Source organism: Microcoleus sp. S36b_A4, assembly GCF_036700645.1.
Lineage (GTDB): Bacteria > Cyanobacteriota > Cyanobacteriia > Cyanobacteriales > Microcoleaceae > Microcoleus.
Window position 1 is genome coordinate 21,419 of the sequence record NZ_JAUBPI010000042.1, and the last position, 20,264, is coordinate 41,682.

Here is a 20,264-nt window from a genome sequence, read left to right on the forward strand (position 1 = left end):
TTCGATCGCCCGTTCGATATTCTGAGCTTTCTCTCCCCTGATTCTGTTACGGTAGGCAATTGCCAGATTATTTTGCGTCAGGGCCCAATTTTCGGGAAAGGCATCGCGGGTGTAGACGGATAATGCACCAGTATATGATGCGATCGCAACTTCGATATTCTGAGCTTTCTCTCCCCTGATCCTGGAATAGTAGGCTTCTCCCAGATTATTTTGCGTCATAGCCCAATCTTGAGGAAAAGCATCGCGGGTGTAGACGGATAATGCCTTGTTGTAAGATGCCATCGCCTGTTCGATATTCTGAGCTTTCTCTCCCCTGATTCTCTTAGCGTAGGCTGTTGCCAGATTATTTTGCGTCGCTGCCCAATTTTCGCTTCCCGGTTCCGAATTCTTTAAAACTATTTGATAACCAGTAATTGCAATTTCAATATTATTCGCTCTTTTCCCCAGAGGAAATTCACTAATATCAATACTCAAATTTGCAATGTAGGGAAGAATTGACTCAATTGCTTCTGGATGTTCGACAATTAAATTCTGGGTCACTTGCTGTAAAATCTCGGCAAAACGGTCATTGAGGAGATGTTGCCGTTGAGCGAGCATGGAATAAATTACTTTAATATTGAGCTTGCTATCTGCTTCTGCTTGCAATAATTCTCGGATAAACTTTTCATACTCTTGGGGATTTTCACCTTCAGAGCGATCGCTATCTCCCTCATCATTCATCCCCAAGAATTGCCCTAGCTGACTGGCCAAATTCCGTAAAAAATTAGCGTAATTTTCCTCTCCTTCCTCTGCCAGGTTTTCTGCTACTACCTCGCAAAATTGCAGAAACCCCGAATCTACCAATTCTAAGTTAGCCTGTAAAATCTGCGGTTCCTCACCGTTGGGGCAATTCAGGAGTGTCTCAATCAATTGCAGATAAGCTTGGGCGCGGGTTTCTTCCATTGTGGGGAGTTGTCAGTAACACCGATGTTTATTTTATCACGATTGGTGGTTTGGCGGTTGACGCTCCCCCGTATCAATTTCTACCCCATCCCGAACAAGTAATCGAAATTACCGTCTCCCACAGAGTTTTTAAGCGTATTGATAATTTTCCTTGTATTATCGTGAGGCCCTTCAATATAACAAGGTTTTCCATTGCGACCGAATTTCAAGCCAATTTCGCTGGTTGATTCTCCTAAATGAGCCTTCGACTGCTCGAAATCGCGATGCGGTTCAAAGCCTAATGTTTTGGCATAGGCGATCGCACCCCAAACCAGGGCTTGTGCTTGCTCTAAACTAATCTCCTCGTACTCTTGCATAAACTGCGAGTAACAAAGCTGAACGAAATTTTTATATTGGCTATCGTTGAAGTTACGTGGCGACATGGTATCCTTAACTCCCAAACACCAGTAGTCGATCAAATAAGAGGCTGCAACAAAACGATTGTATCCCTTGGAACGGGTAACCACCACTAAACCCAAACCGCTCGTTTCAGAGGTTTCATTCCCCAACAATACCTTCGCAAAATTTACATCCACGAGACATTGAGCAACGGGCAATAACTCTCCTTTTTCGGCGCTAGCGAGGGCTGTTTGTTCTGCATGAGCTTGAATAAAGGTACTGACTTCGGATGCTTTCAATCCTAACTTCCGGGCAATTTGTTTGGGCGTTAATTGGCGATCGCGCAGGTTGAGAATTTCTTGTTCTTGTTCGGGCTGCATGGTTTTTCTATTGCCGTCAGGGCTGGGTTTGATCTGAGTCGATCATTGTACCGCGTTTTTGCGACCAACTTCCTAACATTGCAAAGATTGAGGAAAAAACCCGGTTTCTTTGATGGTGCGATCGCCCAGAAACCTCGGTTAGCCCGATAGTCCGCCAGGGGTTGAAACCCCTGTCTCATAGCGAAAGTCCTCTGAAGAGGACTAAAGAGTTTTTCATTTTTATCTCGAATTTTCAGTCGGTTTCAACCGAATTTCGCTATTAGCCAGGGGTTTCAACCCTTGGCGGATGTGGGTGATACAACTTTACTTTATACTTCGTGTAAAATCCGACTATTCAAACGCTCATATTCATCCTCTAGTAGCCACATTTTAGCAGATTCGTAATTGTCAGTGGTAAAGATAACTTTATAGTTTTGTGCCGGGTTATGGACGCAAAATTTTCCTGAAATTTCCTTTACTAACATCAGGATATAAGGAGGAGATATCAGAGTATCCGCCCAGATTTCCGCAAACTCCCACTCAGTCTCTTGCTCTGATTCTTGACTAATTTTAGTAGCTTGTGCGAGGTATGACATGGTATTTACCTGTAGTTTTTTTAATCTTTATTTCACCGTAATTTAGTGGTAGCCGAGTACCGTCTGCTTTCAGTATATAACCAATTGGTTCTGAAAAGTACAATCCATAGCGTTCATAATTGTCCTCTACATCGTCCTCTCCTGTGCGTTCCCCTCTTAGCTTAATTTCTGCGGCCACTCTTTCCATTGTTTCTCTATCATTAAAGAGATGGACGATTCCTTCGCTTTCAAATTCACTTTGGGCTTTTTGGGTTCCGGGGAGATGTTTATCAATGAGACTGGTTCGAGTTTCTAGAGTAATTTCATGGTCAATTCCACTCATAACTCTATTCTATCTTAATTATATACCATTCATCGATGAATTTAGTTTAGTCTTGGAACCACGGGTGGCCAGAAACCGGGTTTTTGCGACAGACTTGGTGACAGTGCAAAGATTTGGAAACAACCCGGTTTCTTTGATGGTGGGCGGGTGTAAAAACCTAATTTTGCGCTAATTCCGGCGGCCGCCCCATCAAGCCTGTCATCAAGCGCAAGGCTAAAAACCTCACTGGGGGAATTGTCCGTAAACACCACAATCCAAAGCGGCGAAATGCTACAATTGGCAGCCAAGTATTAGAAAATAATCTGTCTAGAAAATCGGTAAATCCTAACACGATTAAATTCTCTTTTTTCCGCCAGTTGTGATACCCTTTCAATACTCGCAAATCGCCGATGTCTTCGCCTTTTTGGTGCGCTTGCTGCAAGATTTGGGCGATCGCCCCTGCGTCTCGAATACCCATATTTAATCCCTGGCCGCCCACGGGATGGCAGCAGTGGGCGGCGTCGCCAATTAGTGCTAATCTGGGCAAAACGTAGCGATCGCTCTGCATTAACTGCACCGGAAACAAAAAGCGATCGCTCTCCAATTCCAAACGCCCCAAAAGCCCGCCCGTGCGCTGTTCCAACAAAGTCAAAAACTCTGTTTTATCCATTTGCTGCAAAGCTTTTGCTTCCGCGTGCGGTGCTGTCCAAACTACTTGACAGCGGTTCCCAGGTAATGGTAAAACTCCCATCGGGCCGCTCGGCCAAAAGCGCTCAAAAGCGATATCATTGTGCGGTTTTTCTGCTTTAATAGTGATAGCAACGCAGGATTGCCAGTATTTCCAGCCGCGAGTGCTGATGTTGGCTTCGGTGCGGATGCGCGATCGCGAACCGTCGGCGGCGACTAATAATTTGGTGCGAATTGTCCGAGTTTCGCCGTTTTGTTTGACTTCTATTTCCGCGCAATCGGTTAAATATTTTACCTCCACTACTTCCGCCGGACAAACCCAACTAAAATTCGGGTTTTTTGCCAAACATTCGTGCAAAGCTGACAGCAGGACTCGGTGCTCGCCAACGTAACCTAAAGCTGATTTTGGTACAGGCAATTTGCCAGTATTTCCCAAATCCGGGCGGTGGAATTCGACGACACCGGGATAGTCGCCGTCGCAGAGGCTAATTTGCTCGAAGGTGGTAATTTGCGGCAAGATTTGTTGCCACACGCCGATGCCTTCTAAAATCATTCCTGATAGTAAGGTAATTGCATAGGCTTGTTTTTTGGAGGCTGCTGCTGCGGGGAGTTGGGTTTCAATTATTGCTATTTTTAAGCCGGAATCGCTTAAGGCGCTGGCTAAGGTGGCCCCGACTATGCCGCCTCCGACGATGGCTATGTCAAAGTCGAGTATCGGTGTTTGCGTGGAGGCTGTTGTGGGAGAAAGTTCGTTTACAGGCATTTTCAAGGGATTTTGTCAAAGTTAATTGGATTGTTACTTTTTTATTGTAAAGAATTATTTCGATTTAGGGCGATCGAGAAGAGTAGACTATCGACATCCCTGAAAATCAAGGTTTTCAGACTACGAGATCCAAATGCAAGTCCTGGATGCACTCGCTAACTCAGAAACCCGGTTTCTTCCTATATTTCTCGTCACTAAACGGAAAACTCCTAGAAACCGGGTTTCTAGCCCCCCCAATGAGTCAGCCCTGAAACTAATGACTCATGACTCATGACCAAAAGCATCCAGGATACAAGCCCCCGGATTCATTCCGAAAGCAGACTCAGTACCCAGAAATAAAAAACCTGTATCCGATAAAGGAACCCCCGAATTTATCCGTGGGGTCAATGCTTCAATCTAAAATCTAAAATCTAAAATCTAAAATAGATTGACCATTTCCTTTGTGTTTTCGGTAGCCAGCGCTGATACTTCCTGGCAAATGGGAATCTCGATGACAAACTCTGCACCTTCCCCAGGCGTGGAAATACACTGCAATTTGCCTCGGTGCTTTTCAACTATAATCTGATAGCTGATTGACAGTCCCAAGCCTGTACCTTTGCCGACGGGTTTAGTAGTAAAAAATGGGTCGAACAATTTGCCAATGACTTCTTGATGGATTCCCATCCCGTTGTCGGCAATGCGAATTGTTACTGTGTCTGAATTGGCAATCGTGCTAATCCGAATTCTGTTGTGGTGAGCATATATTTCTTTTGAAGAATGAGTACTGTTGTACTCTTCGAGGGCGTCGATCGCATTTCCTAAAAGATTCATAAATACTTGATTGAGCTGACCTACATAGCACTCGACTGGTGGAAAACTGCCGTATTCTTTGATAATCTCAATCGCGGGACGAAGTACATTAGCTTTGATCCGGTGCTGCAAAATTAGCAAAGTGCTTTCGATTCCTTCGTGAATATCTACTCGCTTCATCTGCGATTCGTCGAGTCTGGAAAAGTTGCGTAAGGATACAACTAAGTCGCGGATGCGATCGGCTCCTACTTTCATTGATTCCAAAATCTTCGTAAAGTCTTCCATTAAGTAATCAACTTCAATATCTTCGGCTGCCTCTACAATTTCTGGGACGGGATTTGGGTATTTTTCCTGGTAAAGATGGAGCAAACCGAGCAAGTCTGCGGCGTATTGGCTGGCGTGGGTGATGTTGCCGTAAATGAAGTTAATCGGATTGTTAATTTCGTGGGCGACGCCGGCGACTAGCTGCCCGAGAGAAGAGATTTTTTCGGTTTGAATTAGTTGAGTTTGTGCTTGGTGCAACTCGTGGACAGCTTTTTCGAGCTCGGCTGCTTGCGATCGATACTGTCCCTCGGACTGCTTGAGTGCTTCCAAAACTTGGACTCGATCGCTAATGTCGGTGTGAGTTCCCACCCACTCGCGAACGCTGCCGTCGGCGGCCAAAATGGGGACGGCCCGCACCCAGAAGTTTCTGTAGCTGCCGTCTGCAGCCCGCAACCGATGCTCGACTTCGTAGAGACTTTTTGTTTCTATTGCCCGCATCCAAGCTTGTATTGTGCGATCGCGATCTTCTGGGTGCACTGATTTTATCCAGAAGTCCTTGTCTTCAGAACTCAAGCCCGTATAAGCTATCCAATCAGGCTCAGGTTTCTCGGCGATTCCGTTAGCGTCTGTCATCCAAACCATCTGTGCGGTGGCCATTGCCAGCGATCGATATCTTTCCTCGCTCAGACGCACGGATTCTTCCGCTTCTCGGCTGGCTGTCACGTCGCGCAAAATAGTTGTGAATATGATTTCGCCTGCCACTTCGAGTTGGGAAATAGAAGCTTCGGCGGGAAATTCCGTACCGTCTCGGCGGCGGGCGAAAATTTCTTTGCGGTTGCCCATTGTTCGGGCTTGTTGAACGTTGTCGCCGGAATTGCTGACGAGGTGACTCTGAGGGGTGGCAAAAGCTTCGGGCAACAGCAGGCTCAGGGATTGCCCGATCGCCTCCGCTGCACTCCACCCGAAAATCCTTTCTGCACCTTGGTTGAACAGGATAATTTTTTGGTCAGCATCCACGGAAATAATCGCGTCGTCGGCAATTTCTACAATGCCGGCGAAACGAGCTTGAGACAGTTGCAGGGCTTTTTCAGCGTGTTTGCGATCACTGATGTCGCGGGCGATCGTCGAAATGTATGTGAGTTTGTCGTCCGGTGAGGAGTGGGATATGATGACTTGGCTGACGGGAATTTCGAGTCCCGATGCTGACACGAAGGCTGTTTCTCCGCTCCAAAAGCCTTCGGAAACAGCGGTGGCGATCGCTTGTTTCAAAGTGCTGTAGTCTGACGCTGCCGTGAATTCTAGAACTTGTCGCTTGGATATATCTTCGTTTTCGTCTATACCCACCATTTTTCTGCCGGCTTTGTTAATGTAAATGGCGCGTCCTTCGAGGTTGTAAGTACCTACAAAATCGGGGGTTGCTTCCAGAATTGCTGCCAGACTTCTGTTGGCGATTTCGGCTTTTTTGCTTTCAGTAATATCCCGCGCGATGGTAACTATACCGCTAATATTTCCTAGTCCGTCCCGGTAAGCACTTTTTGTAGAAAGAAATGTCCGCAAATTTCCTTTAACTGGCAGCTCTTCTTCGATGGCTTCCGTTGTTCCCGCTGCCATAGTTGGGCGATCAGTTTTCCTAATATTGCCCGCAATTTCTGGCGGAAATAACTCGCTGTCATCTTTGCCGATAATGTCGTCTACAGACTTGCCAATTATACTGGCTCCCGCAGCATTAAGCATTAAGTAACGACCCTGAGTATCTTTGACAAATAGGGCTGCGGGCGTACTGTTGATGACTGCTATCAACAGGTTGTAGTTTTTTTGAAGCGCCTGCTTTGTTGTTTGAGAGTCGAAAATTTGCTGCTGCAATTGCTCGTTGGTGATTTGCAGTTGGAGAGTCCGTTTCTCAACTTGATTTTCTAAATCAGATTTAGCTTTCCTCAGTCCCAGTTCCGCTCGATAGCGCTTCCGGTCGGCGGTGCAGAGAGTTTTGGCATTCTGCCAAATCATAACTGTAAAAATAATCACGTTCAATACGCTTAACAGCGATATCCCTACCTCCGGCGTGTAGGCTTGTAACCGCTCTCCCGATAGGATCAAATAACCGACTAAAGGCGGGATAATGATTGCCCGTGGCAACAAGCGCCTCGCCATGATGCCGCCCGCGCGATCGCTCGTCATTACTGCTATCAATCCTCGCTCTGGACTGGCAAATAAAATGCCAAAGCTCAGCAACATAAATGCTGCGGAGGTGTGCAAAGCCATCCCTGTATTTTTGCCAATTTGGTAAAATAAAGCTTTGTCGTAGAAATAGCCTATCAAACCCGTAAATGCAATTAAAAATGCTGAACAGCTTAAGATTTGAATCCGCAGGTATTTAGGCCGACGTTCTGACAGCAGCAGCAACGCTGTTCCCAGCAATAAAAAAGCACCAGCCGTATTCGGTGCCATGCGTCCTGGTGTTCCGGTGATTCTCAATGTGTAACTTTCTTTAAATAGCAGTTGGTCGATGCCTAAGTCTAAATTAAAGCTATATTGAACTAGGGTTAATAGGCTAATTAATATAATTAAAAATGAGGATACTAAAATTAAATTTTTGTAATTTTTTTGAGGCTTTCTTGCTGTTAATTTGGCACGCCGGATCTGTTGGATGAATAGAGAAAACCCGCCCAAAATAAAGCAGACCGCAGTATTGGCTTTCATCGTCACGAGTCCGGGCAGAATGCTTTTTAAGATTTGCAGATCGAATATCCAACCCAAAAGGACTGTACAGCCGATCGCCATTAATGCAATACTCGCTTTTTTGGAAAAAGACTCGACAGCAGCCATTCGGGTTGAGGGCCTTTGCAGTTGTTGTGCTCGTTCAAAAACTTCCAATTTCTCGATCCCTCTAATTATTTAGTTTCTACGTATCTAAGGTAACAATAAACACTCTAGTGATAGTGTTGCCTACTATACAAAGCTGCTTAAGATTTTCTCAAAGCTGCTAATCATAAAATATGAATTATTTTATCTAACTTTAGAGAGATCGTCAAATGAAGGTTTAAGGCTCTTATGTAGAAGGCATTCGGCAGAATTGACTAATTTTTTATGTGTAAATTTTAATAAAAAATTCCTTGTTCCTTGTTCGTTGTCCCTTCGATTTCGGAAATTGGCGGCCGAATCATCGGCAAGACGGAGTGTTTTTACTCAGTATATCGAGGGCTAATGGTAGCGGATGAATCACTGTGCAACAAGATCACTCGCATTGTAAATCGGCTGCTGTGGCTGTGGGAAATGTGGCACAACAGAGAAGACTCGGCGGTTGAAACCGCTACTACAAAAACAAAGTCCCAGCAGAGAGGGACTATCATAGGGGATATTAAAGTCGGAGTTGGTAACTGTCAACTGTCAACTGTCAACTGACAACTGACAACAGTCAACTAACTCCCAAGTTTTGAAGTGCTTCCAAAGCTTCGGTTGCTGACGGGTAACGCTGGGGGAAAGCGTACAGCACCATCTGGTCTAAAACGCAAGCCAACTCCGGGGTGACAGTTGCATTTTTCTGCCAGATGAGATTCCCTAAATTATCAACTCTGAGTTGTTTCGGGCGCATTCCTGTCAAGGCTTGAATCCCCATAAGCCCGACAGCATAGATGTCGCTGCACAATTTCGGGGAACCGATGGCTTGTTCCGGGGGAATATAATCTTGCTGAGTACCGCCACGCGATTTCGTTTGACCGATGCTGTTTTGTGAAGTGTTGATTTCTTTAACGGCCCCAAAATCAATTAATACCATTTTGTTATCAGATGTGCGCCTGATTAAGTTTTGAGGGTGAACGTCGCGGTGAATTACATCTTGTTTGTGAACAAAAACAAGCACTTCCAAGATATCTTTCAACAAAGCAATAACCTGATGCTCTTCCCAGGGTTGACCTTCGATTAGTTCTTGATACAAGGGTTGCCCTTCGATGAATTGATAGACTAAATAAAAATATCCATTTTCTTCAAAACGAGCTAACAATTCTGGTATCCGATCGTGTTGGCCCAATCGATATAAAACCCGCGTTTCTCGATCGAATAACTGGCTGGTTCTCTCAGACTGGCTTTTCAGGCGCTTGACGAGGCACAAAGGTCGATCGGGCAAATTTTCATCTTCAGCCAGATAGGTATCGCTGTACTCGGTGTTCACCAAATGTTCTCTAATTCGGTAACGCATCCGCAGCAGCTTTTGCAACATGGGATCGACAGAATTAGCTGGTTGTGTGCCTTTTTGTACAGCTCTCATGATGCAGTCCCAAAGATTTGCTCCGACTACTCTTTCTTCTTGTCCAATAATTTCTGCTTGCTTCAGTACCTTGGTGAGGTCTTTCCACAAGTTGTAGCCGACATACCGCCCCAGGTAGCCCACTGTGTACCCGCGGGCGATCGGATCGTTTTGCTGAATTTCTTGGTACGTCAAACCCCCTACAACGCCTCGAATTATCGACTGTTGCAACCGACTCAGGTGTTTTTCCGTTTGTTCGTATACCAGATTGTCCAAAAAAATTATTGCTTCTTCTACCGTCATAGTTTCATGGCTTAAGTTAGTTGTGCAGCAGCAACACATTTGGTTTTTATATTTCTGTTATAGACGGTTGGGTTAAAATTTACTAGGTTTTTTGATTGGTGAAATATATCTTGATAAATATGACTTTTATGAATCAAGATTGTGAATTATATGAAATTCATTTACTTGACAAATGGTTGATGTGTTAAGTTGAATAGACTGATTTTTCTCAGAGAGGAGCTTAGAGATATAGCAATCCTCGCATCATTTGTGAATTTCTTACGGACTCCCAGCGGGTTCGGGGAGGGTTGGGGTGGAGTAAAAAATTTACGACTCCTGCAAGGATTGCTATATAAGGGTTATTTAAGCCGACATGATAAGCTGTGGTGCATTGAGATGGGAATTATCCGGCGGGCGCTCCTGCCCACCCGACAATAGTTTAAAGGAACAAGATAGTAAAAATTAGATTCGCGCCTGCTTATTAACAGTTAACTGTTAATTCTTAATCTTGTTCACATAGCCCCACAAACTGTAATCGCGGCTCAGCCAACCCCGGAAAAAAGCCATCTGAGTCGGATCTTCTTGCACCCTTTTGTAGCGGTAAATAATTCGTTCATTAATCATTTGCAGCGCGGTATTTCTGTTATTTGCCCCTTTCAGCGCTTCCTTGGTGCGCGGGTCGAAAACTCCCGTTTGTGGCAATCCTAATGCTTGCTGAAGAAAGGTAATTGAGTTATTAATACCGAAATTAACGGCGGTGTCAAACATGACGATCGCCAAAGCCGGCTGCATCGTGCCCGAGAGGCTCGAATCCCAGTAATATTTATAAATTTCTAGGAGCTCTGCTTCCGACATCTGCGTCACGTCAAGGGGCGGAAGCCCACGACTGTAGCGGTAGGCGTTGTATTCCGTTTGCAAGACGCCCCGATAAGTTCTGCCGCCCTTATCGGCAGGGTGATTGCTGAATCCACCCTCAAAATATAGGGTGAAATAAAGAGCAGTTTGAAATAATTTCTGCCGAAAGCTGGCTGTCTGCTGCTGCTGTGCGAAAGTCTTTTGGGCAAAGGGTAAGGGGATTGCTAAGGTTAACAAGAGTATCCCCAGCAGGAGGTTTGGTTTCCACTTGATCTTATGTTGGCGCTGTGTCGCTTGCTTGTCGCTCATAAATTCTCTGTGACGATCGCCCGTAATTCCGCTAAAACTGCTACTCTGCAAAATAATATAGATTCAACCTTTAACTTGATAGCACAGATAGGCCGCAAAATGAATTCCGATTTTCGCAACCAATCCGAAACACCTCAGTTTGAAGATGCTGCATCGCTGACAGTCGCTGCAGAAACCTATTACTCTCAAGGCAATTTAGCAGCAGCCGTCGCTGCTTGTCGCCGAGCTCTGGAATTGCAACCGGATTGGGCGGCGGCTTACGTGACAATGGGCAATGTGCAGCAAGCAAGCGGCCAAATTGAGGAAGCGATGCGGTTTTATTCCGAGGCGATCGCTCTGAATCCGGATTTTGCTGAGGCTTATGCTAATTTGGGCAGTATGCTTTACAAACAAGGGCATTTGGTGGAGGCGGTTGTCAATTACGAAAAGGCGATCGAACTTAAACCGAATTTGGCTGCTGCTTACTGGAATTTGGCAGGGGCACTGAAGCAGCAGGGGCAGCAGGATGCAGCGGTAGCATACGAGCAAAAAGCTCTCGAACTCAATCCCCACCTTGCTCAGGTAGATTTTCACTTAAATTTAGGAGATACATTAGCACGGCAAGGGAAGTTAGATGAGGCGGTGGCTGCATGGCAGCAGGCGATCGCATTCAAACCCGATTTAGCCGAAGCATACTGTCAAATTGGCCGAGTTTTGCGCCACCAGGGTCAATTTAAAGACGCAATACCCAACCTTCAAAAAGCTCTAGAAATTAAACCCGATTTTATTTCTGCCCACCAACATTTGTGCGACATCCTCAGAGATAGTAGCGATTTAGCTGCCGCGCGGCAAGCCGTGCACCACTACAGCCAAATGTGTGCAGAAACCGATCCAATTATGACCGCGATTTACTTCATCAGCACCTATCAAGTGTCGGGATTAAATCAAATTGCGGGCGATCGATTTTTAGAGCTAGAGTCGTACTTAGAGCAAAACTTAGAAACCGCTAGCCCGGTGGAAATTAAATCGCTTTATGCAAACTTGTTATTCAGCACGCCCTATTTGCGAGATGACTTGGCGGCCAACTCAAAACTTTACAGATTAATTGCCCAAAAGTATATCGACCAATGTATTAAACCTAATTTTTCTCAACCCGCAAATTACAGCTTCAAACCAACGGTTCCATCCAGCAAGTTAAAAATCGGCTTTTTGTCCAATCACTTTAGCCGCCATTCTGTAGGCTGGTGCAGCGCGGACATCATTCGCGAATTGTCCGACATCACACCCAATGTGTACTTGTACGCTTCGGAAAAAATTATTCCTGACGCTCTCACTAAGCAATTTGAAACTTGGGGAAAACTCACTTTTCCGACCACCTACCCGAACGGACTTGCCAATTCCGCAGAAATTATCGACCAAATTCAGCAAGATGAATTGGACGTTTTAGTTGATTTAGATTCTCTCAGCGTACCAGTTCACGCTGATATTCTCTACCAAAAACCCGCACCAGTTTGTGTTTCTTGGCTGGGATTTGACGCCCCTTACATATCGCCGGAAAATTACTTTCTTACAGACTGGCACTCGCACCCTGCAGACAGGGAAAAATATTATGACGAGCAGCTAATTAGGATGCCTGATTCCTTTGTCGCGGTGTCGGGTTTTCAGAGATATGGAGTCGATCCCGTTGCATTGAGAAGATCGCATCGAATCGGTTTGGATCAGATAGTTTACCTGTGCGTCGCTCCCGGCAGAAAATTCAATAGCGAGTTGGTAAAAGCACAAATTGCGATTCTCAAAGAAGTGCCGAACAGTATCTTAATTCACAAAGCTTTAGGCGATGCTGCCGTGTTTGAGGCTGCATATCACCAAGCTTGCGAAGCTGAGAAAGTGAGCAAGCACCGAATTAAGTTTTTGCCGAGGTTTGCTACTGAGGAAGAACACAGAATTATCTATTTGCTGGCAGATGTTTTGTTAGATTCTTATCCTTACAACGGAGGAACTCAAACTTTAGAGGCTTTGTGGTCTAATTTGCCAGTGGTGACTCGCACAGGAGAGCAATTTTTGTCGAGAATGGGTTATTCGTTTTTGCAGACTTTGGGAATTGAAACAGGCGTGGCTTTGTCTTGGTCGGAATATGTGGAAGTGGGTGTAAAATTGGGCAAAGATCGTGAATTGAGAAATGCAATTAAAGCACAGTTGGTGAAATCTAAAGATCCAGCCAATTTGTCGCCACTGTGGAATCCGAAAAAGTTTGCTGGTGATATGTATGCGGTCTTGGAAAAATTATGTAAGATCGGATAAATGCTGGCTAGTGACTGCTGACTAATGACTACTGACTACTGACTAATGACTAATGACTAATGACTAATGACTAATGACTAATGACTTCAACACTGCCAACTATTAAGTTTTTGAAACAGCCGACTTCGGAAGCTTGGGTGCAACAGGCGATCGCCCATTTGGATACAATCTTATTAGACCATTCTCACTGCGAGCGGAAAGCGGCAGGAGTAGCGTTAAATTTAATGTTTCGCTACCCAGCAAGGGAAAAATTGGTGAGGATGCTAACGGCGATAGCCCGCGAAGAATTAGAGCATTTCGAGCAAGTCAACCAGCGGTTAGAAAAGCGCAGCATCGCTTTGGGCCCTTTGGCCGCACCTCCCTACGGTGCAGGTTTGTCCGCCCAAATTCGCAAGCAGGAACCGGAGAGACTTTTGGATTCTTTGTTAGTTTCTGGTTTGATAGAAGCGCGCAGTCATGAACGGTTGGGGCTGCTGGGCGATCGCTGTCCCGACGCAGAATTAGCTAAGTTTTACCGCAGTTTGATGGCTTCGGAAGCGCGCCATTACGGGGTATATTGGATTTTGGCAACAACTTATTTCGATCGGGATATTGTGATGCAGAGGTTGGAGGAATTATCATTAGTAGAGAGCGAGTTGCTGGCAAGTCTTCATCCTGAACCGAGAATTCACAGTTAAAAGCTAGGTGCATTTAAAAACTGTAAAAAAAATTAGTAAGTTTACAGTTGCTAAAGTCAACAAATAAATATTAAGTTGCAACCACCCATGAAAACCCAACATCTGGATTTTTTAATTCGTTCCTGGGAAACGCGCGATCGCGCTGAGGCGTTCTATTTAATTAGGGATGTTTTAGCAGAGTACGGTTTAAAATGCGAACCTCACGGGGCAGATCGAGATGTCTATGATGTAGAACTACATTATCATAATCAAGGCGGCGAATTTTGGGTAGTTGAACGGCAGGATAAAATAGTGGGTACGGCGGCTTACTATCCGATTGAGCGCGGAAATCATGCTGTGGAAATTCGCAAAATGTATATTTTGCCAGCAGCAAGGGGACAGGGTTTGGGGAAATTTTTACTGAAAGAATTGGAAAGTAAAATTATCGCTCGTGGCTTTGAGGAAATCTGGATAGAAACTGCTAGCATTCTCAAAGAAGCTGTGAAAATGTACGAAAATAGCGGATATCTACCGACAACTGGTGTGGAGACGCCAAGGTGCGATCGGGTTTACGTAAAATATCTAGGTATACAAAATATATAATAAGGTTGGGTTTCTGTAAACAATGATTAATTTACTCAGTTTCAATGCACAACAGCAAAGAGTTGTTTGGCGAGGCATTTCTGCCTTAATCTTCTGCCTTACTTTCGTACTGATTAGTTATTTTGTGATAGCGCTGCCCCTACCGCCCTTCCATAGCGCAGAGTCGCGCCTAATCTTCGCCCTTCGCTGCCCAATTTTTCCGGTACTGATGTTATTTGCCGGCATAGTTGCAGTTGGTAATGGTAGATTTAGCAGCCCAGCCATCAACCCTTTAGCAAATGCCGAATCAGAAGCAATGCGGATTAATTTACGTTGTCTGAGCAACACTCTAGAGCAATTTGTGCTGTTTTTTGTAGGCAGTTTAATCCTTTCTACCTTTTTAGATACTTACAGCATCAAGCTGATGCCAATTTTGGCAATTGTGTTTGTTTTGGGAAGAATGGCGTTTTGGATAGGCTATCTCAAAGAGCCGATAGAACGAGCTTTTGGCCTGGGAGTTACTCTGTATCCTACTATTGCCGTACTATTTTTCAATAGCTGAGGGATTTGAGATTTTTTTGAAATAAGACTTATGCTTTGATTCGTCCTGTGAAACCATAAAATTAGGAGAAAAACAAATGACTATCCTCACCAACAACTCTCCATCTCAAAATCATGAGACCAACAAAGTTTTAGACGGCCCTAAAGATAATAGATTTGTTCAGACAGTGCGGGGGATTTTAAATCCTCTGTATTATTTAGAACGAAACTATAAAAGCTACGGTGACATTTTTACCAGCAAATTCAGCAATTTTCCGCCCCAGGTAATTATTAGCAATCCTCAAGCTATTCAAGAAATTTTTACAGCGGATTCCAAACTTTTTGAATCCGGTACGGGAAACCAGATAGCGCTACCTTTAGTAGGCCCCAATTCGTTATTGTTGTTAGATGGCGATCGACATTTGCAGCAGCGCAAACTTTTAATGCCACCTTTTCACGGTGAACGCATGAAAGCTTACGGACAAATCATCCGCAATACCACCGAAAAAGTAATTAATAATTGGACTCCAGGTAACTCGGTTATCGCGCAATCAACTATGCAGGAGATTTCCTTGGAAGTGATTTTGCACGCGGTGTTTGGGCTGAGCGAAGGAGAACGCTACCAGCAAATCCAGCAACTTTTTGTTAAGATGTTAAATTTTTTTAGCAATCCTTTGAGCGCGACATTTTTGTTTGTGAAGTCGTTACAACAAGATTTAGGTGCTTGGAGTCCTTGGGGAGGATTTCTGCGACAAAGACAGCGTTTAGATGAACTGATTTATCAAGAAATACGCGATCGCAAAACTCTATCTCAACCACTGGGAGAAGACATCCTGAGCTTGTTAATTTCAGCTCGTGACGAAGCAGGACAGCCGATGAGCGACGTTGAATTGCGGGATGAATTAATGACGATGTTATTCGCAGGACACGAAACTACAGCCACAGCTTTAGCCTGGGCTTTGTATTGGATTCACTACCTCCCAGAAGTCCGCGAGAAACTGCTGCAAGAACTCAATTCTATTGATTTGAAAAATTCCGATCCGGCGGAAATAACTAAACTCCCGTATTTGAATGCTGTCTGTTGCGAAACGCTGCGGATTTATCCGATCGTATTTTTTGCATTTCCGCGCATTCTGCAAGCTCCGATGCAGTTAATGGGTTATAATCTTCCCAAAGGAATGATAGTTTCTTCCTGTATTTATTTGGTTCACCACCGTCATGATATTTACCCGGAACCAAATTGTTTTAAACCAGAACGTTTTCTCGAACGTCAATTTTCGCCTTACGAATATTTGCCGTTTGGGGGAGGAAACCGCCGCTGTATTGGGGCGGCATTTGCCATGTTTGAAATGAAGTTAGTATTGGCAAAAGTGCTGTCACGATACTCTTTAGAACTTACAGAAAATAGTCCCGTGGTGCCAGTACGTCGCGGTTTGACAATGGCACCCGCTGGTGGTGTGCATCTGACGGTAAAGAATCGGATTTGAATCATATCAAATCCCATCGCTCGATGGGATATGATATGATATGATATGATACCGATACAACGGGTTTTAATTTAATTTTTGCTGCAGAGGAATCTCGATCGCAAATTCGGAACCTTCTCCCACTACAGAATTGCAAGAAAGCTTGCCGCCGTGTTTTTCTACTATAATAGAGTGCGAAATGGCCAACCCTAAGCCAGTTCCTTTGCCAATGGGTTTAGTAGTAAAAAACGGGTCAAACAAGCGCTTCTGGACATCTTCGCTCATCCCAGGCCCGCTGTCAGCTATCCATATGGCAACGCTGTTATTGTCGGTTACTTGGGTGCGAATCGTAATTGCGAGATTTTTGGCGGTGCGATTGGATTCCTTCATCTCCATTTCCAATGCGTCTAACGCATTGCTCAACAAATTCATAAATACTTGATTTAACTGACCGGGATAACATTCAACTAAAGGCAAATTACCGTATTCTTTAATCACATTAATTGTCGGGTGATCAGCTTTATGTTTCAGGCGGTTTTGCAAAATTAGCAGCGTGCTTTCAATACCTTCGTGAATGTCAACTTGTTTTTTTTCGGCTTCGTCAAGTCTTGAAAAAGTTCGTAGGCTCAAAACTATGTCGCGGATGCGATCGGCTCCGACTTTCATAGATGCTAAAATTTTTGGTAAATCTTCAATGAGATAATCAATTTCAAAGTCATCCCTTGCATCTACAATTCTTGCGCTAGGCTGTGGGTATTCTTTCTGGTAAAGTCGCAGCATTTTTAGCAAGTTTTGAGTGTACTCGCTGGTGTAGCTGAGATTGCCGTAGATAAAATTAACTGGGTTGTTAATTTCGTGGGCGACACCTGCTACTAACTGTCCCAAACTTGACATTTTTTCACTTTGAATTAATTGAGTTTGGGTACGTTTTAGTTCGCGCAAAGTTTCTTCTAGCTGTTGAGTTTGAGCTTGAGCTAGTCGGGCCGCTTTGCGGGTTTGGGTGTACAGTTCAGCGTGGTCGATCGCGATCGCAATTTGAGCGACCACCGCTTGCATCAGTTCGACTTCAGAGTCGCTCCAATTTCGCATGGACACAGCCTCATAGCAGGTAATTGCCCCAATATCGCCTGAAGCAGTTTGAACTGGCAGCGACAGCACTGAGTTAATTTTTAAGGCCTGGAAATTTTCGCGCACTTCTAAATCTTCAAAAGTGCTGACATCATCAATTCGCAGGATGTGTCGCTGCAAAATCTGTGGCAGGGCGACACTAGATTGATCCTCTACAGAATAAGTACCGAGCAAACTCGGCAAAGCTTCATTCTTCGCTTCGCAAACTATTTCCCAAACCGGAGGATTGCGGTTTGGGCGATACCAAGTGAACAGGCACCAATCTATGTGCATCAAATTGCGAATTTTTTGAACTGCGGTTTCTAAAATTGTGTCTAAATCTAAAGATGTGCGAATCTGGTTGGCAATTTGATTGAGCAGTTGTTGTCGTCTTGCTTGCTGTCTAAGGGCTTGTTCCGATCGCACTAATGTTTCTTCTGCAAGTTTGCGATCTGTTAAATCTTGGATCACTCCTTGGATAATTTTTTCATTTCCCACCTCGATGACTGTCAGCACGACTTCTGCGGGAAAATCAGTACCGTCTAAACGCTGATGAACCCAATCAAAACGGTGCTTTCCCCGCTCAAAAGCGATCGCTATCATGTCGTCAGCCATGCTCAAAGAATCTTTGCCGTTGGGTTGGAAAAGAGGTGAGAGTGTGCCAGGGTTTTGGCAGTACAACTGTTGCGGGGTAGTACAGCCGAATAGTTTTAGGGTGGCTGTGTTAGCATCGGTGATGGCATTGTCACATAGCATAAAAACAGGCAAACTGGTTAATTCGTAGAGCGATCGAAATTTGACTTCCGACTGCTGCAATGCGGCTTCTGTTTGCTTGCGATCGGTAATATCAGCAACCATTGCCAAGGCACCCACATAGCGTCCCTGTTTGTCGGCCAAGGAATTAGTAGAAACCATCGCCCACAAGTCCCTCCCGTCTCGGCGACGGAACTTAAAATCGAGCTGTTCGCGAATTCCTTCACGGCGGCGTTCGAGACTGATTTGTGCGATCGCCATGCCTTCTGCATCCATGAAAGCAAATAGCGACTGCCCGATCATTTCCTCTGGGCTGCAGCAGAGCAGATCGGCCATTTTTTTGTTGACAAAAGTAGTTTTACCCTCCGCATCTATGATCCAAATTCCTTCGTCCGCTGTCTCGACAATGCACCTATATTTCTCCTCGCTTTCTCTGAGTGCTTCTTCTGCTAATTGGCGAGCGGTAATGTTTTGAGTCATTAGCAATCCGCCGATAATTTCTTGCCGTTCGTTTCTGACTGGCAAAGCATAACCGAGGTAAACGCGATCGCTGTAAAAAAATTCTGTAACAACTGTTTCTCCTGCCAGTGCCGCCCGATAAGTTGGCTCGATATCAGTACAAACATCTGGCTCGAATACTTCCCAGATTGTCTTGCCTTCCATCAATTCTTTGACAAGCCCCACTGCTGCTAATTCTGTACCTTCTACTAGCGTGTAGCGCAGTTCTGGATCGAACAACATCACCGCACCGTTAGGAAAGTTGCTTGCCATAGTGCGGTAAAGCTGTTCGCTTTTTTGCAGCGCAGCTTCTGCTTGTTTGCGATCGCTAATGTCAACTACAACTGCACCGATGCCGATCGCCTCGCCATCTTTGTCTAGCAAGGGAAAATAAGAGCCTGTCAGGTGTCGGACAAACCCCGGCTTTCTTGGATTATCACCACTGATCTCGATATTAATTAGGGGTTGTTTCGTCCTCAAAATTTCTGCGTACAAATGCTCTATTATTGGAGCCATATTCGGCAATATTTCGCGTACAGTCTTGCCAATGTGTTCTACTGGACTCAGGCAATTTATTTCTGCGAGAAATTGATTAACTTGCACATACTGCAGTTGGGAGTCCAAAATGCAAAGTCCCGCCGGCGCCTCCTTCAAAAAGGCATCAAATAGTGCTTGTCTCTGTGCTAATTCTTGTTCTAAAGCTTTGCAAACGCTCAGATCTGTCAAAGATCCCATCATCCCCACAACTGCTCCCGTTTTGTCTTTCAATAGCGACAGCATCAGGTTCGAGGAAAATTTTTCTCCTGATTTACGGTGTGTTATAACTTCAATTTCATGCTCGCCTTTTTCTTGTAGCGGCTTGATGACTTGCTCTAACAAAAATTCTTGCTGTTCTGGCGGGTAAATTAGAGAAATGTGCTGTCCGATAGCCTCAGTTGCTTGATAGCCGTATAACTTTTGGCAGGCTTGATTCCAAATGGTGATCGAGCCGTCCATATCTGTAGAAATTACCGCCTCATGAATTTGGTCAATAATTTGACTTTGGAGACGTAATTTTTCTTGAGTTTGCTCCAGTTCGGAGATTTTTTCTGCGAGTAGCTTCTGAGTTTTTTCTAGTTCGGCAGTCTGCTTTGTCAGCAATTTTTCTAGATGTGAATTGCTGTGTGGCGACGCTGATTCCAGCGGAGCGCTATTTTGATCCCGATTATTAAAGATTTCTTCAACACTTAGCCAAATCGCGGACAGTCCCTCTGCTTCAATGGCCCGCTCGGAAACTCGCACGGGTACGAGATGCTGGTTTTTATGTTTGTATGCTGCTTCGCACAGGTGCGTGTGGCTATTTTTTGCTTGACATTCTAGATATTTTTCTGGGCCCGCGCACTGTGTTTGCTGAATTTCCCAGTAGTTGAGGTGGAGAGTTTCTGCAACTGTGCGGCCGATAATACTTGCAAAAGCTGGATTTACGTCGAGAAAAGTCCCGTCCGTCCGGCACAATGCCAGCCCTATCGGGCACAGTTCTAACAATTGGCAACAGGAGCGATTGCGCTTGGCTTTTCCTAACTGGCTTTGCATCTGACCTAGCTGGACTTGGTTTATTTAATTATATCTTTATTATCT

At 44.8% G+C, this 20,264-nt stretch carries 15 protein-coding genes; 6 read left to right on the plus strand and 9 right to left on the minus strand.

Going from position 1 to position 20,264, the window contains the following annotated elements; translation table 11 throughout:
• The 6 genes from QUA03_RS15400 to QUA03_RS15425 all read right to left on the minus strand — a co-directional run.
• Positions 1-942, minus strand: a 942-nt coding sequence (locus tag QUA03_RS15400) for a tetratricopeptide repeat protein (protein WP_333213146.1), incomplete at its 3' end; no start/stop codon positions are given.
• 80 nt (positions 943-1,022) lie between these two features.
• Positions 1,023-1,700, minus strand: a complete 678-nt coding sequence (locus tag QUA03_RS15405; protein WP_333213147.1) for a DNA-binding response regulator — start codon at positions 1,698-1,700, stop codon at positions 1,023-1,025.
• Positions 1,701-2,008: 308 nt separating this feature from the next.
• Complete coding sequence (locus tag QUA03_RS15410) at positions 2,009-2,275, minus strand: hypothetical protein (protein ID WP_333213148.1); 267 nt, start codon at positions 2,273-2,275, stop codon at positions 2,009-2,011.
• Complete coding sequence (locus tag QUA03_RS15415) at positions 2,250-2,597, minus strand: DUF6972 family protein (protein ID WP_333213149.1); 348 nt, start codon at positions 2,595-2,597, stop codon at positions 2,250-2,252. Before QUA03_RS15415 ends, QUA03_RS15410 begins: the two co-directional genes overlap by 26 nt.
• Before the next feature lie 157 nt (positions 2,598-2,754).
• A complete protein-coding gene (locus QUA03_RS15420; protein ID WP_333213150.1) occupies positions 2,755-4,026 on the minus strand; it encodes an FAD-dependent hydroxylase in 1,272 nt (423 codons plus the stop codon).
• A 417-nt stretch (positions 4,027-4,443) separates the two neighbouring features.
• On the minus strand, positions 4,444-7,950 hold the full coding sequence (locus QUA03_RS15425; RefSeq protein ID WP_333213151.1) for a PAS domain S-box protein: 3,507 nt from the start codon (positions 7,948-7,950) through the stop codon (positions 4,444-4,446).
• A gap of 246 nt (positions 7,951-8,196) precedes the next feature.
• Here QUA03_RS15425 and QUA03_RS15430 point away from each other — a divergent pair, with 246 nt between their 5' ends.
• Positions 8,197-8,478, plus strand: coding sequence for a hypothetical protein (locus QUA03_RS15430; RefSeq protein WP_333213152.1), 282 nt, complete (start codon positions 8,197-8,199; stop codon positions 8,476-8,478).
• Between the two features lie 13 nt (positions 8,479-8,491).
• Here the strand turns inward: QUA03_RS15430 and QUA03_RS15435 are convergent, their stop codons facing one another.
• On the minus strand, positions 8,492-9,622 hold the full coding sequence (locus QUA03_RS15435; RefSeq protein WP_333213153.1) for a serine/threonine-protein kinase: 1,131 nt from the start codon (positions 9,620-9,622) through the stop codon (positions 8,492-8,494).
• 474 nt (positions 9,623-10,096) lie between these two features.
• Entirely contained in the window at positions 10,097-10,765 is a 669-nt protein-coding gene (locus QUA03_RS15440; protein WP_333213169.1) for a glycosyl hydrolase 108 family protein, read from the minus strand.
• Positions 10,766-10,864: 99 nt separating this feature from the next.
• Between QUA03_RS15440 and QUA03_RS15445 the strand changes: the two genes are divergently transcribed.
• From QUA03_RS15445 to QUA03_RS15465, 5 genes are all read left to right on the plus strand, one after another.
• Positions 10,865-13,045, plus strand: a complete 2,181-nt coding sequence (locus tag QUA03_RS15445; protein ID WP_333213154.1) for a tetratricopeptide repeat protein — start codon at positions 10,865-10,867, stop codon at positions 13,043-13,045.
• Positions 13,046-13,125: 80 nt separating this feature from the next.
• On the plus strand, positions 13,126-13,722 hold the full coding sequence (locus tag QUA03_RS15450) for a tRNA isopentenyl-2-thiomethyl-A-37 hydroxylase MiaE (RefSeq protein ID WP_333042132.1): 597 nt from the start codon (positions 13,126-13,128) through the stop codon (positions 13,720-13,722).
• An 87-nt stretch (positions 13,723-13,809) separates the two neighbouring features.
• A complete protein-coding gene (locus QUA03_RS15455) occupies positions 13,810-14,304 on the plus strand; it encodes a GNAT family N-acetyltransferase (RefSeq protein WP_333213155.1) in 495 nt (164 codons plus the stop codon).
• A gap of 22 nt (positions 14,305-14,326) precedes the next feature.
• Positions 14,327-14,845: an MAPEG family protein gene (locus QUA03_RS15460; protein WP_333213156.1), complete on the plus strand. Its 519-nt coding sequence runs from the start codon at positions 14,327-14,329 to the stop codon at positions 14,843-14,845.
• A 76-nt stretch (positions 14,846-14,921) separates the two neighbouring features.
• Entirely contained in the window at positions 14,922-16,310 is a 1,389-nt protein-coding gene (locus QUA03_RS15465; RefSeq protein ID WP_333213157.1) for a cytochrome P450, read from the plus strand.
• 66 nt (positions 16,311-16,376) lie between these two features.
• Here the strand turns inward: QUA03_RS15465 and QUA03_RS15470 are convergent, their stop codons facing one another.
• Positions 16,377-20,219: a PAS domain S-box protein gene (locus tag QUA03_RS15470; protein WP_333213158.1), complete on the minus strand. Its 3,843-nt coding sequence runs from the start codon at positions 20,217-20,219 to the stop codon at positions 16,377-16,379.
• Positions 20,220-20,264: the final 45 nt, after the last annotated feature.

Excerpts from the sequence above, each read along its gene's own strand:
- QUA03_RS15405 (WP_333213147.1), bottom strand. The coding sequence starts at position 1,700 with ATGCAGCCCGAACAAGAACAAGAAATTCTCAACCTGCGCGATCGCCAA.
- QUA03_RS15410 (WP_333213148.1), bottom strand. The coding sequence starts at position 2,275 with ATGTCATACCTCGCACAAGCTACTAAAATTAGTCAAGAATCAGAGCAA.
- QUA03_RS15415 (WP_333213149.1), bottom strand. The coding sequence starts at position 2,597 with ATGAGTGGAATTGACCATGAAATTACTCTAGAAACTCGAACCAGTCTC.
- QUA03_RS15420 (WP_333213150.1), bottom strand. The coding sequence starts at position 4,026 with ATGCCTGTAAACGAACTTTCTCCCACAACAGCCTCCACGCAAACACCG.
- QUA03_RS15435 (WP_333213153.1), bottom strand. The coding sequence starts at position 9,622 with ATGACGGTAGAAGAAGCAATAATTTTTTTGGACAATCTGGTATACGAA.
- QUA03_RS15440 (WP_333213169.1), bottom strand. The coding sequence starts at position 10,765 with ATGAGCGACAAGCAAGCGACACAGCGCCAACATAAGATCAAGTGGAAA.
- QUA03_RS15445 (WP_333213154.1), top strand. The coding sequence starts at position 10,865 with ATGAATTCCGATTTTCGCAACCAATCCGAAACACCTCAGTTTGAAGAT.
- QUA03_RS15450 (WP_333042132.1), top strand. The coding sequence starts at position 13,126 with ATGACTTCAACACTGCCAACTATTAAGTTTTTGAAACAGCCGACTTCG.
- QUA03_RS15455 (WP_333213155.1), top strand. The coding sequence starts at position 13,810 with ATGAAAACCCAACATCTGGATTTTTTAATTCGTTCCTGGGAAACGCGC.
- QUA03_RS15460 (WP_333213156.1), top strand. The coding sequence starts at position 14,327 with ATGATTAATTTACTCAGTTTCAATGCACAACAGCAAAGAGTTGTTTGG.
- QUA03_RS15465 (WP_333213157.1), top strand. The coding sequence starts at position 14,922 with ATGACTATCCTCACCAACAACTCTCCATCTCAAAATCATGAGACCAAC.
- QUA03_RS15470 (WP_333213158.1), bottom strand. The coding sequence starts at position 20,219 with ATGCAAAGCCAGTTAGGAAAAGCCAAGCGCAATCGCTCCTGTTGCCAA.